At 49.7% G+C, this 13,174-nt stretch carries 11 protein-coding genes; 8 read left to right on the forward strand and 3 right to left on the reverse strand.

What is annotated here, in order from left to right; translation table 11 throughout:
• Window positions 1–43: 43 nt before the first annotated feature.
• Complete coding sequence (locus tag ACH5Y9_RS01885) at window positions 44–3,079, forward strand: chemotaxis protein CheB (protein ID WP_445368307.1); 3,036 nt, start codon at window positions 44–46, stop codon at window positions 3,077–3,079.
• Entirely contained in the window at window positions 3,051–3,308 is a 258-nt protein-coding gene (locus ACH5Y9_RS01890) for a PAS domain-containing protein (RefSeq protein ID WP_445368308.1), read from the forward strand. Before ACH5Y9_RS01885 ends, ACH5Y9_RS01890 begins: the two co-directional genes overlap by 29 nt.
• 18 nt (window positions 3,309–3,326) lie before the next feature.
• On the opposite strand, the gene mobA is transcribed toward ACH5Y9_RS01890, so the two are convergent.
• Complete coding sequence (gene mobA, locus ACH5Y9_RS01895; RefSeq protein ID WP_445368309.1) at window positions 3,327–3,935, reverse strand: molybdenum cofactor guanylyltransferase MobA; 609 nt, start codon at window positions 3,933–3,935, stop codon at window positions 3,327–3,329.
• Between the two features lie 17 nt (window positions 3,936–3,952).
• Between mobA and ACH5Y9_RS01900 the strand changes: the two genes are divergently transcribed.
• The 4 genes from ACH5Y9_RS01900 (at window position 3,953) to ACH5Y9_RS01915 (ending at window position 7,258) form a co-directional block, all read left to right on the forward strand.
• Entirely contained in the window at window positions 3,953–4,411 is a 459-nt protein-coding gene (locus ACH5Y9_RS01900; protein WP_445368310.1) for a DUF302 domain-containing protein, read from the forward strand.
• Window positions 4,412–4,443: 32 nt separating this feature from the next.
• On the forward strand, window positions 4,444–4,839 hold the full coding sequence (locus tag ACH5Y9_RS01905; protein ID WP_445368311.1) for a hypothetical protein: 396 nt from the start codon (window positions 4,444–4,446) through the stop codon (window positions 4,837–4,839).
• A gap of 69 nt (window positions 4,840–4,908) precedes the next feature.
• Entirely contained in the window at window positions 4,909–5,475 is a 567-nt protein-coding gene (locus ACH5Y9_RS01910; RefSeq protein ID WP_445368312.1) for a hypothetical protein, read from the forward strand.
• Window positions 5,476–5,500: 25 nt separating this feature from the next.
• Window positions 5,501–7,258 (forward strand): LTA synthase family protein, encoded by a 1,758-nt coding sequence (locus ACH5Y9_RS01915; RefSeq protein WP_445368313.1) that lies wholly within the window; start codon window positions 5,501–5,503, stop codon window positions 7,256–7,258.
• Here ACH5Y9_RS01915 and ACH5Y9_RS01920 read toward each other — a convergent pair.
• Window positions 7,194–7,829 (reverse strand): alpha-ketoglutarate-dependent dioxygenase AlkB family protein, encoded by a 636-nt coding sequence (locus tag ACH5Y9_RS01920; protein ID WP_445368314.1) that lies wholly within the window; start codon window positions 7,827–7,829, stop codon window positions 7,194–7,196. The two genes, ACH5Y9_RS01915 and ACH5Y9_RS01920, sit on opposite strands and share 65 nt — an antisense overlap.
• Before the next feature lie 69 nt (window positions 7,830–7,898).
• The gene (locus ACH5Y9_RS01925; RefSeq protein WP_445368315.1) at window positions 7,899–9,560 is read right to left on the reverse strand and encodes a putative transporter; all 1,662 of its coding nucleotides are present in this window, start codon (window positions 9,558–9,560) and stop codon (window positions 7,899–7,901) included.
• A 134-nt stretch (window positions 9,561–9,694) separates the two neighbouring features.
• On the opposite strand from ACH5Y9_RS01925, the gene ACH5Y9_RS01930 reads away from it, so the two are divergent.
• Window positions 9,695–10,261: a c-type cytochrome gene (locus ACH5Y9_RS01930; RefSeq protein WP_033155627.1), complete on the forward strand. Its 567-nt coding sequence runs from the start codon at window positions 9,695–9,697 to the stop codon at window positions 10,259–10,261.
• 124 nt (window positions 10,262–10,385) lie between these two features.
• The gene (locus ACH5Y9_RS01935) at window positions 10,386–13,154 is read left to right on the forward strand and encodes an autotransporter domain-containing protein (protein WP_445368316.1); all 2,769 of its coding nucleotides are present in this window, start codon (window positions 10,386–10,388) and stop codon (window positions 13,152–13,154) included.
• Window positions 13,155–13,174: the final 20 nt, after the last annotated feature.

A 13,174-nucleotide genomic window follows, 5' to 3' on the forward strand; every position in this document is an offset into this window, starting at 1 on the left:
GGCTTTATTAATTTAAACGATTGATATTAAATAACATGGTTTTATGGATAATGAAAACACTGTAAAAGTGCCGCCGCAGTATATTGTCGGGATAGGTGCTTCGGCCGGAGGCTTGGAAGCTATTGAGGCATTTTTCAAGAATATGCCTGCGAATAGCGGTTTGTCGTTTGTGGTGATTCAGCATTTGTCACCACAGTATAAAAGTTTGATGGCTGAACTATTGTCCAAACATACCGCCATGCCGGTAAAGCGCATCGAGGACGGTATGAAAATCGAGCGCAACACCGTCTACTTGATTCCGCCCCGGAAAAACGTCACGGTGTTTCACAGCCAGCTATTGCTGGCCGAGCAAGATCCCAGCAAAGGGATTAATCTGCCGATCGATATATTTTTGCGCTCCTTGAGCGAAGACGCCAGAGAGCTGGCGGTAGGTATTATTTTGTCCGGCACCGGCAGTGATGGCACACGTGGTATTCGGGCCATCAAAGAATTCGGCGGCATGGTGATGGTGCAAGACGAAAATTCCGCCAAATTCGATGGTATGCCCAAGAATGCTTTTGCCACGGGTTTAGCGGATTTTAGCTTGCCGCCGGAGAAGATGCCGGGTCAGTTGTTGGCTTTTGTTAAGCATCCCTATGCCACCTTACAGGAAAAAAACATCGTCTCGTCTGACGACAGTGACATCACGCGGATTTTTTCAATCCTTAGAGAAAAGTGCAAAATCGATTTTACCTTTTATAAACCCAATACGGTAGTTAGACGCATTGAACGGCGTATATCGATCAATCACTTAAAAGATATATCCGAGTATTTAAACTTGTTGCAAACAAATCCTCATGAAGTTTTAGTGTTATTTCAGGAGTTGTTGATAGGGGTTACCAGTTTTTTTCGCGACGAGCACGTATTTGACGATATTCGTGAGCATTGGTTAAAAAAAGTTGTCAAGTTATTGCAAGAAGATGAGTTGCGAGTTTGGGTGACTGCATGTTCCACCGGGGAGGAAGCTTATTCCTTGGCGATGTTGTTATCGGAATATCGAGAGTATTCAGGACATTATTTTCGCGTGAAGATTTTTGCGACCGATGTCGATCTAACAGCCATTGAGAAAGCCAGTAACGGCAAATATCCGGAAAGTATTATTGCGGATATTCCGCCCAAGCTCCTGTCGAAATATTTTATTCGCCGGGAAGATTATTTTCAGGTCAGTCAAAAAGTTCGGGAAATGGTGGTGTTTGCTCAGCATAACCTGATTAAAGATCCGCCGTTTACCAATATTCATATTCTCAGCTGTCGAAACGTGTTGATTTACTTGCAACCTGTTTTACAGAAGAAAATATTGGAGTTATTCAACTTTTCTCTGGTAAAGGAAGGCTTGTTGGTGCTGGGTACCAGTGAAACGATAGGTGATATGGGTGAGTATTTTGATGTGGCAAGTGCTAAATCAAAACTATATCGCTCCAAAGGCAAATATAAATCTTTGGGTTTTACTGCGTCCCCCAGTGCTTTAATGACTTACGCGCCGTATCCGAGTTCGGTGCGCTCCTCGAATGCGCCTAGTGGTCAGGAAGAAAGAGTATTGGACCGATTCATCAGGGCAATATCCAATGATGTATTGCCGTTTACGATGATAATTAATGAAAATATGGAAATATCCCATATTTTCGGCGACTCTAAGGATTATTTGAGTTATCCCAGCGGCAAACTGGTGAGTAATGTCAGTAAAATTGTTAAAAAAGATTTATCCATACCCATTTCCACAGGTATCCAAAAGGCCTTAAAAGCGAATAACGAAATTGTGTTGTCCAATATTCGGGTCAGAGAGCAAGACAGTTTGCGGACGTTTAGACTGCAATTTAAACCTCTGCCGGGCAAGAAGGGCCAAGAAATCTTAGTGGCGGCGATGATCACGGAGACGGTGGATCCTTCTTGTTTTAGCGAGACGGAAACCTTGGTCTACGATGTCAATTTAGATGCTAAACAACGCATCATCGATCTGGAGCAAGAATTACAGTTTACCCGCGAAAACCTGCAAGCTACGGTGGAAGAGTTAGAAACCTCCAACGAGGAATTGCAAGCCACCAACGAAGAATTATTGGCAAGTAATGAGGAATTGCAGAGTACGAATGAGGAATTGCAATCGGTCAACGAAGAGCTTTATACCGTCAATGCCGAACACCAGGGCAAGATAGTCGAGTTGACCTTGCTGAATAACGATTTGGATAACTTATTCAATAGTACCAATATCGCTACGCTGTTTTTAGACGAGAATCTGGATATTAGGCGATTTACTCCGAAACTACAGTCGATATTCCATATTTTGGAAACCGATCTAGGTCGACCGTTTTATCACTTGACGCATACGATCAAAGACCTGGATGTTATCGCGGTCGTTAAAGGTGTTAACGATCAACACAACTGTTTCGATCAGGAAATTCAACTTGAAAACGGCACCTGGTATCTATTGCGGGTGATTCCCTACGTGGTTTCAGCCAAAGTCAATGCCGGCGTTATTTTGACTTTTGTGGACATCAATCAGCTGAAAAGCGCGCAATTGGAGTTGCATAAGCGTGAAGAGCAAGAAACACTGAGATTGGCCAAGTTTGTGCAGTTTTCCAACGATGCGATTACCTTGCTCGAACCGGACGGTACCATCGTGACGTGGAATCATGCCGCCGAGAAACTGTATGGCTGGTCGGCGCATGAAGCGCTGGGGATGAATTTTTACAATCTGATTCCGGACGACGAAAAGCATTTTGCCAAGCAAGGTTTAAGCAACCTGAAAGTGGGTAACACCTTGCCGTCGTTTCAGGCCAAGCGGCTGAGCAAATCCGGTAAGGTGGTGCACGTTTCGGCGTCGGCTTGTATGTTCCAGGCCGAGAACTCGGCTAGGGAGTTAATCGCGTTAACCGAGCGCGATTACGTTCACCAGCATCAAGTCGAAAAACAGGAGTGTTTAAATTGTTTGCAAAAGCTGGCCACGATAGTGATGGATACCGACGAAGCAATTATTCTGTTTGAAGTGTCAGGGAAGATTACCGCTTGGAATAAAGGTGCCGAAATCTTATACGGTCTGGGATAGCTTGGACGCCGCCAGTATGACGTTTGCCGAGATCGTCTCTGACGATGAAAGGGGCATTACCCAACAACTGATTCAGGAATTGATCCTTGCTGGCGGCGTGAAAAGTATTAAGACCAAACGTATCACCAAGGATCAGAAAATTATCCCGGTGCGTATGCATGCAACGGTTTTGGGTAATCGCTCGGGAGAAGCGCTGTTAATCGTCAGCAGTGAAAAAGCGGTGCACTGAGCGGCTAATATCAACTCGCTATTGAGGCAAGATTTCGGCTAACGATTGCTCCACCGCCGACAATTCCGCCGGCGTATTAATATTGACGAAGAGGTGCTGCGAGTCGCTGAAATCCACCTCGACCAGTGAATGCCGGTGAAACCAAGCTTGTAACTTGCGCTCACCACTATGCAGGTAGTTCTGTAAATCCGATTGCAAGCGGGTTTTCAGCGCGGCGAAAACCGGGTGTAAGCGTTCGCCGTCAAATGCCACGGCGATGTCAGCATCCTGGCTTATTAATGCGTCGAGCAAGCGTTGCAAATGCACGCTTGCAACCAACGGTGAATCGCACGGCGCTACCAGTAATATCGGATGCTGAGCGGTCTGCATCGCCGCCAATACGCCGGCCAGCGGTCCGTCAAAGCTGAGTTCGGCATCGCTGATGACCGGATAATTGAATTGCCGGTATTGGTCTTGATGGCGATTAGCACTGACGAATAACTCGTCGACCAATGGGTTCATGGCGGCCAGCGCATAACTCACCAAGGGCCGGTTATGGCATATCAACAAGCCCTTGTCCTGGCCCTGCATGCGCCGAGCCATACCGCCCGCCAGCACTACGCCGCTCACTTTGTTTTGCCCGTTCATGATGGTAAGCTTTGCCGATGTTTAAAAGAGTCGTCATTTTCGCAAGCCTGCCGTTGATTGCAAGTTGTGCCGCGCAGTCTGTGCATACCGAAGAAGTGACGTATTATCAGGTGGAAACCGGTAAACCCTACGACGAAGTATTGACCGAACTGGAAGTAGCGATTGCCGAACATAACTTTCGCATTACCGGCCACAGTCGGGTGGGGAAGGTCATCCGCGACAGAGGGGCCACAAATTTTCCAGAATACGATACGGTACAGTTTTGTAACCTGACGTTGGCAAAAGTAGTGCTGGAAATCACCCCGCACGCGATAGGCTATATGCCCTGCAATGTGGTGACCTATCAATTCGAAGGTAAAACCATCGTCAGGACGCATTTGTTACCGGAAGATACGGGCAACCCCGCCTTGAATAAATTCGCCAAGGAAATGAACCCGCAATTACGACAGATTGTCGACTTCGCCGCCGAGCAATAATTTAATATCCCTATAACGAAAAAACGAGCACCATGACAAAATCATTCTTCGCTACTCTCGCTGTTGTAACGCTGCTAAGCGGTTGCGCCGCTACCCAGGAAAATTCAAAACCGGACGCCGCTGCCGGCGACCCTGCGGTACTGGTCAATGATTATCCCACCCGCGACCGCGTCGAATACGTGCTGGAATGTGTGGCCAAACATGGCGGCCTAACCTATATCAGCCAATACGCTTGCGGTTGCAAAATCGACAAAATCGCCGAAAAACTCAGCTTCGAGGAATACGAATCGGCCAAAACCTTTACCCAGATGCAAAAAACCCCAGGCGAAGCCGGCGCGGCGTTTCGCGATCCTAAACAATCCAAGGATTTGCGCACTAAGCTGAAAGACGCGGACGCCGAGGCGGAAAAAGCCTGTTTCGTTAAATAATTCCTGTTGGTCATGACGGCGCCAGCCAGGTGTCGTCATGGTTCATGTCTTTTCCGTCAAACCTTTGCCATGAGTAGTTTGGCGTTCGACTCAATTAATCTTACCGTTATGCCCAACGCCGAGTTTTTTCTTACCTACCCCAAATACAAACTGGCGATACTGGCCTTGTTGACGTTGAATATCGGCATATACGCAGCGGTCGATACGCTGACGACGGCGGTTGATGCGCTGACCTGGGTGATATTGCTGGTGATGTTCGAGCTGGAAACCGTCAAGGCCGCGCCATTTACCGAGACTACCCTGCACGCAGTGCGGAATGTATTGATTGTGGTGATTGCGTTGGTATTTGGCAGCTACGTCCGCGATAACGAATGGCTGGATGTGGTCAACTCCGTGCTATGGTTTGGATTGATCGTGTTGCTCGAGTTGGAAGTGCGCTGGCCGGCTTTGGTGGAGCGGCACCGGCAGGCGTTTTGGGTGGTCACCGTGCTGGTATTTATTGGCTTGATCGGTATGGTCGTGGCTTGGCTGATGCGGTCAGAATGGCTGGATGCTTACGATGCGTTGCTGTGGATCACTGCATTCGGTGTGATTGAAGTTGATATCTTTCACTTCCTGAAGTTAACTCGCGATTAACCGCATTTTCAACTGCTTCCTCGGCATGGGTAAAACGGTTTTATGGCTTATTTTGGTTGTGCCCTTGCTGCTGAAAGGGTGGTATGTCGATAATTTTATTTATCACTATACCGGCACCCGTTTTCTGGGATTTACTCAGGTTTTATGTAATGACGCGCTGATTTATGGCGGTATTTTTATATTGCTGTATTTTTCGTTTCTGCCGACTATCATGCGTGGGCTGGCAGCAATATTACGTTTGGCGGCTTTGTTGTTGTTTGCGCTTTATATTATCGATTACGCCATTATCGTTAATTTTAATACCCATTTGGCTTTGGGTGACGCAATAAAATATGCGGATTATTCGTATAAATATATTCAGCAAATTTATGGATTAAGCGATTTTGGTATGCTTGGGCTTAGCGCATTAGTCTTGGCTGTGCCGTTATATTTTTCGTGGGTAAGGTTTAAATCCATAAATCCTTATATCAAAAAGTGGCCCATCTGCTTAATTCTTGGCTTACCGTTGGCCGCTGCGTTTGCCGATAATGAAAAATACGCCCATGCCTGGATTTATAAAAACGTCATTGACTATAACTTAACCATATTATCCGAGGCTGCGCCGTATAGCGCCGCCTATGTCGATAACTTTAGTTTTCAAGAGCATATAGATTGCCAAACTCAGCCGGTAGACACTAAGAATATTATTATTTTGATGGTGGAGTCGCTTTCCGCTTATCAAAGCCGGTATTTCTCCGGCATCCACGATTGGACGCCCAATCTGGATCAAATTGCTCGCCAACATCAAGCGTTCAAGAATTTTTACGCCAACGGTTTTATCACCGAAGACGGCGAAGTCGCGCTGCTGACGGGCTTGCAACCGCTCTATCCGCCCTCCAGTTATACCGACGATGGCGGTACGTCGTTTTATAGTTTTTATAATATAAAAGATTCCCTACCCAATATTCTTAAAAAGCACGGTTATAAAACCGAATTTTTAACGACTGCAGATTTGGAGTTTGGTAATACCGGAGTCTGGGCAAAAAGTGTGGGGTTTGATTATGTCGAAGGCCACAACCAGCCGGAGTATGATAAATGGGAACGGTTTCATTTTGAGGCCGCGCCGGATGAGGCCTTATATTTAAGAGCTTTGGACAGGATCGATAAAAATAAGAGAAATAATTTTTTGCTGTTTATCAAAACGGTTAGCAGTCATCATCCTTATATTAATCCGGAGACTAAGGAAAAATCCGAATCTGCGGCCATCACCTATACCGATAAGCAAATAGGCCGGTTTTATCAAGAACTAAAAAATAAGGGCTTTTTCAAGAATGGTCTCTTGATTATTGTCGGCGACCATCATTCGATGACACCCTTAAAAAAAGCCGAAGTCGAGTTATATGGCCAGTATAAAGCGTCGGCCAAAGTGCCTTTAGTGATTGCCGATGGTGATCAGTCGGCAAGCGTGGAAAACAATCAATATCAACAAATAGATGTTTTTAATACTTTGCAGGGCTTGGCGGCAGGCAAGCAATGTTATTCGGATTGGAACGGAATATTGTTCGGCGCCGCGAAAGCCTCACCCAAATACATCATTCATCGGCGCGGCGATAATCGGGATATGGTTAGTGTATTTGCCGAAAACGAAGAATATCTGGTGAAACTGGATGGCGATAATACTCGCGTAAATAGCAAGCTACCGGCTGAGCAGACTGTCCGGCAGCTGTTGGTCGAAAAGGTTAACGCGCTACGGATAGCGCGGGCGAAGTGGGCGTTGACACAATCCGCCGAAAAGTCAGATTGATACGCGCTTGTTTTAGTTGGCGAGTTTTGGGTAGTTCGTGGCGCCAATGGTGTTGCAACTCGCCGGCCATGATCAGCAAATCGCCGTGCCTTAGCTCGATATCCAGCACCGTGCGGCTGCGGGCGTGTCGAAAGCGCAGCAATCGCGTCTCGCCGAAACTCAGTGAAGCAATCAGCGGGTTCGCTCCCAGTTCTTTTTCATTATCGGCATGGCAACCCATCGAGTCCCGGCCGTCGCGATACATATTGGCCAATACGCTATTGAAAGACTGCTGGCAAACGGTTTCAACGTCGCTTCGTATGGATTGTAGCTCGCTGGTCCAGGGCAAGGGTTGGTGATCAACCCCGGAATAGCGGTAGTCGGCACCTGGGTCGCCGTACCAGGCCATCAAGCGCGGTACCGGCACCCAACGCCCGAAGATATGGATTTGCTCGGTTTGCCAGGCCAGGTTTTGCAATAAGCTGTGCAAATAACTGTCTGCAATGCCGGTTGGGTAAAAAGCTGGCAGTAGATATAACTCGCCATCACGGGTCGCCAGATTTTGGTAGTTGATGTTTAAGCTCGATGTCATCGCAGTACGCGCCTCAGTTGGCTCGGGGATTTAGCCGCCAAACCAGACAATCCGATGAATGAATCGGTTTTAATGCACCAACAATATAATCAGCTGCGCGGCAATGATCCGCAGAATCATGACTAACGGGTACACGGTCGCATAGGCCATGGACACCGCTGCCGCCGGGCTGAGGTTATTAGCGAACGCCAACGCGGGGGGGTCGGTCATGCTGCCGGCCAGCAAGCCGCAAAGCGTCAGGAAGTTGAGTTTATAGACTATCCGGCCCACGGCGGCGATGATCAGGAGCGGAAGTAAGGTGATCATCGCCGCGCAGGCCATCCAGTAAAAACCGTCGCCTTTTACCAACGTCTCGACGAATTGATCGCCGGAGTGTAAACCGACGCAGGCCAGGAACAACACAATGCCGATGTCTTTTAAAATGATGTTGGAGCTTTTCGGTAAATGCCAGGTCATCGTGCCCCAGTTGCCCACCCTGCTCAGCATAATCGCCACCAAGAGCGGTCCGCCGGCCATACCCAGCTTTACCGCGGAGGGAATGCCGGGTAAATACATCGGCAGACTGCCCAGCAACACTCCCAGCGAGATGCCGATAAAAATCGGCATGATCTGCGGATGGTTGAGTTCTTCCAGCGAGTTACCCAAGGCTTTTTCGATACTGTTTAACGCCTCCTGATGACCCACCACATTCAGCTCGTCACCGAAGTGGACATGCACATTGCTGGTGGGCGAGAACTCGACATCAGGCCGATGAATTCGGGAAATCGTGACGCCGTAAAGCATGCACAGATTGCCGACGGTTTGATTGATCGCGGGTTTGTTGGTGACTACCAGCCGTCTGCTTTGCAAATTGGTGGCAATTTGTTTTAGATCGATATCCGACTCCGGACCGATCAGAATTTTCAGTTGTTCCAAAGGTTCGCGTTCGCCCACCAGTCGGATTGTGTCGCCTATCGCTAAGCGGCTTTCCTGGCCGGCGACATCGACTGCACCGTTATGCAGAATCCGGGTCATGACGACGTTCATACCTTCGAAAAACGGAATTTGGCTCAGCGTTAAACCGTTCAGATTAGGGTTTTCCACCCGCAAATCCTTCCAGATCGGTACATGGGTGTCTTGCTGTTGTTGGTCGGCAAAGCTTTTGGCTTCGTCGGCTATATCGACTTTAAACAATCGTTTGTTTAGTAGCATGGCCAGAATGATGCCGGCGATACCAAATGGGTAGGCCACCGCATAGCCCAAGCCCGGCATTTTCAAGGTTTCGCTGTCGATGCCGGCAATCCCGCCCAGTACTTGCTGGGCGGCGGCCAGCGATGGGGTATTGGTGGTGGCGCCGGAAAACAGGCCCACCGCTACGGGCATCGGAATCTCGCCGACAATGCCTATTAATACCGTAATTAATGCGCCCAATAGCACAATCGCGGCGGCCATGCCGTTCAGCCGCAAGCCGTAACGAAAAAACGAGCTGACAAAGCTGGGGCCGACTTGCAAACCAATCGCGTAAACGAAGAGTACCAAGCCGAATTCTCGCAAGAAATGCATCACTTCCGGATTGATACTCAGTTGGAAATGCCCGAATAGCAGTCCGGAAAACAGCACGCCGGCGATGCCCAGTTGAATGCCGGCCAGCGCTACTCTGCCCAACACCAGGCCGCTTGCCACTACCAGGCTGATAATTAGTAGTGTGTGCGGCACGGAATCTTGATTAAAAAGCGATAGCAACCACGACATGGCCTATTCCTTTGGTTCGAGTGGGTTGAAGGGATTTAGGTTTGCTTAGTCAATGTCGCCTGACTATGATGCAGAAGCCTGATAGCGCATTATGTGGTCAGGATTGTACAACAAGGCAACCAAGGGTGATTCCGATGAATAATAAATATCATAAAATGAAATATATCGTCATGCTGGGGCTGTTTGCCGCCGGCGTCAATGCAGCGGATATCGAAGCAGGCAAGGCGAAAGCGGCTGCGTGCCAAGGTTGCCACGGTGCGGCCGGCGTCAGTAGCAGCCCGTTGTGGCCCAGTCTGGCGGGGCAGAGCGCGGTGTATATCGAGAGTCAGCTGAATAAATTCCGCAACGGTCAGCGTGATAACGAGGTGATGAAGCCCTTGGCTTCAGGCTTGAGCGACACCGACATTCAAAATATTTCTGCGTATTACGCCAGCTTGCACGGCAAATCGGCCGGTAGTAGCGACGCCAATTTGGTTAAGCAGGGTAAAGACAAAGCTGCTATGTGTCTGGGTTGCCACGGCAACAATGCGCAAGGTATGGGTATGGTGCCGAAACTGGCCGGACAGCATCCGCAATATTTAGCCAAACAGCTAACCGATTTCAAAAAAGGCGCGCGCAAGGCCCCGCAAATGAATGCTCTGGCGCAATCGCTTAGCGAAGACGACATCAAGGCGGTGGCCGCTTATTTGGGGTCCTTGTAAATTATTTGATATTCCGCATCGTTGAGAGTACCTAACGATGCGGTTGTTTTGTTGAATGATTCGGCTAACCTTATGTGCATAGTTCTTCAAATCCCGCGATCCAAGCGCGTAGCAAATTAACAGTGTGATAAAATTAAAGGCTCCGATACGGATTGGCTTGTTGGCTTGCGCCTCCGGGTCTGCGCTAGCCGATGCGTTGTCATCCGATGTGTCCTGGTCGGTGATTGGGCGTAATGTCACGATTACTCAGCCGTTCTTTGCCGGCGCAGACAGGGGGAGTTTTGCCGGAAACTCGGCAACGGTAGGTTCGGGGGCCACCGTTAATTTGGCGGGTGGTTACAGTATTCAGGAAGGCGACACCAGTTACTGCCCTGGCTGCATTATCCAGCTTTATACCGCTTGGATTGCCCCGGCACAGGCTGGCTCGGCCGGGTTTTACTCCGGCGGAATCGGTCCCGGTTTCGGTAGCCTGAGCGGATCGTTTTCCGGTCAACTCACGGCTCCTAAAACGCCGGGGACTTACTTTATCGGTCTTGGCGCAACGCTGGACTATGTTTACCAACCGAATACTGCCGGCGGGTTTGGGAAAGACCAGAATGGCATATCCGGTTTCGCGCCTTTTCAGGTCACTGTCACACCTATAGCCGTTAGTTCTATTAGTGCGAACGACAGTTTCAGCACTCTGCCCGGTTACTATTACAACACCGGCGGCGATTTCAACAACTATGGCACATTAGTCAATAACAGCGCCACGTTCAGTCATGGCTCAGGCGTTTTCGCCAATTTCGGCGCGATCAACAACCAAGGTGTAATCGAGAATGCCGGACAGATGGTCAATAGCGGCAGCATCGACAATGTAGCAGGCAATACCCTGACAAACGCCGGCGCACTGGTCAATCAGGGAAGTTTCAGCAACGCCGGGCAACTGAGTAACCAAGGTACTTTCAGCAATCACGGCGTGCTGAACAATACCGGCACTATAAGCAATACCGGCCAATTCAATCTGGCGCAAACCGGCCTAATTACCGGGACCGGCGATTTCTATAACAGCGGGCAAGGGCGCGTCGATATTTCCGGTAACAACACGCATCGGTTTGATGGCAATGTCAGTAACGACGGTGTTTTCAGAACGGTAAATACCTCGGTGGCGTTTACCGGTAACTTCACGAATAACGGCCGCTATGAGAGCGACCCGTCGATCAATCAATTCAACAATCTGTCCATAGGTGCCAGCGGTTATTTGGTGGGCGGTGCCGGCGATGTTTTCATCGTAACCGGCGACTTTATTAATGCCAGTACGCAAAATACGCTGTGGAATACCGCAAATGCCGATCTGGTTTTCAGCGGCCCGAGCGCGACGCAGCATGCGATGAGCTTGGTGGGTAGCGATCAGGGGCAGACCACTGCCGGTGCGGTCAATAATTTTGCCTGGGGTTCTGTAACGGTAGCGAGCGGCAACGGTTTGAGCTTGGTCGATGGCAATAGCACGCCGGGCGCCGCATTGTATGCCAGTCGACTGGTATTGGCGGATGGCGTGAACCAATTAAGCAGCATTAGCAGCGACTACAACATTTACATCGATCCCAATCTGCCGGAAAACCAATACTTATTGGGAGCGATACGCAGTTTCGGTGGCGGTCGAGGTCAATTGGCACCCTGGAGTCTGCAACCTTTTACGACCGAAACCAGCACCTCACCGGAATTAACCTTTAACCAGCAGACTTTCGCGCCCGCCTTGAACGAGGCTTGTGCTACGCCAAGCGGGATTTTGGCTACCCGGTGCCTGCAACTGCAAGCGCTCAGTCCGGAACAGCAAACCACCGCGGTTGCAGCATTAACCCCGGATCAGGTGCCGAGCCAGATGGCCGGGCCGGTGAAATTGGGCGCAACGCGCATGGATGGCCCGCTGACCCGATTGGCGAGCTTACGCGCTGGCGGCGGCGGTGCGCCTTTGTCGGTGAATTTTAACGGGATCCAATTATCCGCCAACCCTGTGGGCTCTCAGGGGCTAGGCGGCGCGGCGGGCGATGACGAGCTGTTCCGTGATTCACCGCTGGGTGTGTTTTTACAAACACGCTTTAATTTTGCCAATTTGCGCGGTGATGCTTGGGATCGTGGCTTTGATTCGCAAGCCCGCACCGTGACGGGCGGAGCGGATTATCGGCTTAACGACAAATTGGTGGTTGGTGCCGCGTTTAACTACACGCATTCTTCCACCCAATATGCCGATTCGGCCGGCAATATGAGCAGCGATACTTATCTGGGCGCGCTATACGGCAGCTATTATCTGCCCGAGGATATTTATCTGGATTGGGTGGGAAATTACGGCGGTAATGACTATGCCTTTAACCGCCAATACGCCTTTTCCGGATTCGCCGGCCAATCCGCATCGACAACCACCGGCAATCAATACGGTTTTGCATTAAGCAGCGGCAAAGACTTCAATTGGGACGAGTGGGCCATTGGCCCTTATCTGCGTTTAGAGTACCTGGGCATGAACATCGCCCAATACCAAGAGCACAGCGGCAACGGTTTCGACATCATCACCGGCGAGCAAATCAATCATTCTTTCGTCAGCAATCTCGGTACCCAAATCAGTTATGCGCTCAGCACGTCATGGGGCGTATTCACGCCGGCCGTGCGCGTGGAATGGGAGCATCAATACCTCAACGACAACCGGTTGATTCACATGCGCTTGGCTCAGGCCGAACCGGGCCAGGGTAATTTCACGATTCAGACCGGCGAACCCGACCGCGATTATGTCAATATCGGCGGTTCGCTTAGCGCTACTTTGCCCAATGGCGGCTCAGGGTTCGTGCGTTATGAAACTCGCTTGGGCCAAACCAATATTTCCGACCATATTCTGGAAGCGGGCTTGCGGATGACTTTTTAGTTACGCAAGCCCTTCCTGAC

The sequence above is a fragment of the Methylomonas sp. BW4-1 genome, assembly GCF_052474385.1.

Bases quoted from the DNA above. Each gene is read 5' to 3' on its own strand.
- ACH5Y9_RS01925 (WP_445368315.1), bottom strand. From the start codon at position 9,560: ATGTCGTGGTTGCTATCGCTTTTTAATCAAGATTCCGTGCCGCACACA.
- ACH5Y9_RS01910 (WP_445368312.1), top strand. From the start codon at position 4,909: ATGAGTAGTTTGGCGTTCGACTCAATTAATCTTACCGTTATGCCCAAC.
- ACH5Y9_RS01885 (WP_445368307.1), top strand. From the start codon at position 44: ATGGATAATGAAAACACTGTAAAAGTGCCGCCGCAGTATATTGTCGGG.
- ACH5Y9_RS01905 (WP_445368311.1), top strand. From the start codon at position 4,444: ATGACAAAATCATTCTTCGCTACTCTCGCTGTTGTAACGCTGCTAAGC.
- ACH5Y9_RS01930 (WP_033155627.1), top strand. From the start codon at position 9,695: ATGAATAATAAATATCATAAAATGAAATATATCGTCATGCTGGGGCTG.
- ACH5Y9_RS01915 (WP_445368313.1), top strand. From the start codon at position 5,501: ATGGGTAAAACGGTTTTATGGCTTATTTTGGTTGTGCCCTTGCTGCTG.
- ACH5Y9_RS01920 (WP_445368314.1), bottom strand. From the start codon at position 7,829: ATGACATCGAGCTTAAACATCAACTACCAAAATCTGGCGACCCGTGAT.
- mobA (WP_445368309.1), bottom strand. From the start codon at position 3,935: ATGAACGGGCAAAACAAAGTGAGCGGCGTAGTGCTGGCGGGCGGTATG.
- ACH5Y9_RS01900 (WP_445368310.1), top strand. From the start codon at position 3,953: ATGTTTAAAAGAGTCGTCATTTTCGCAAGCCTGCCGTTGATTGCAAGT.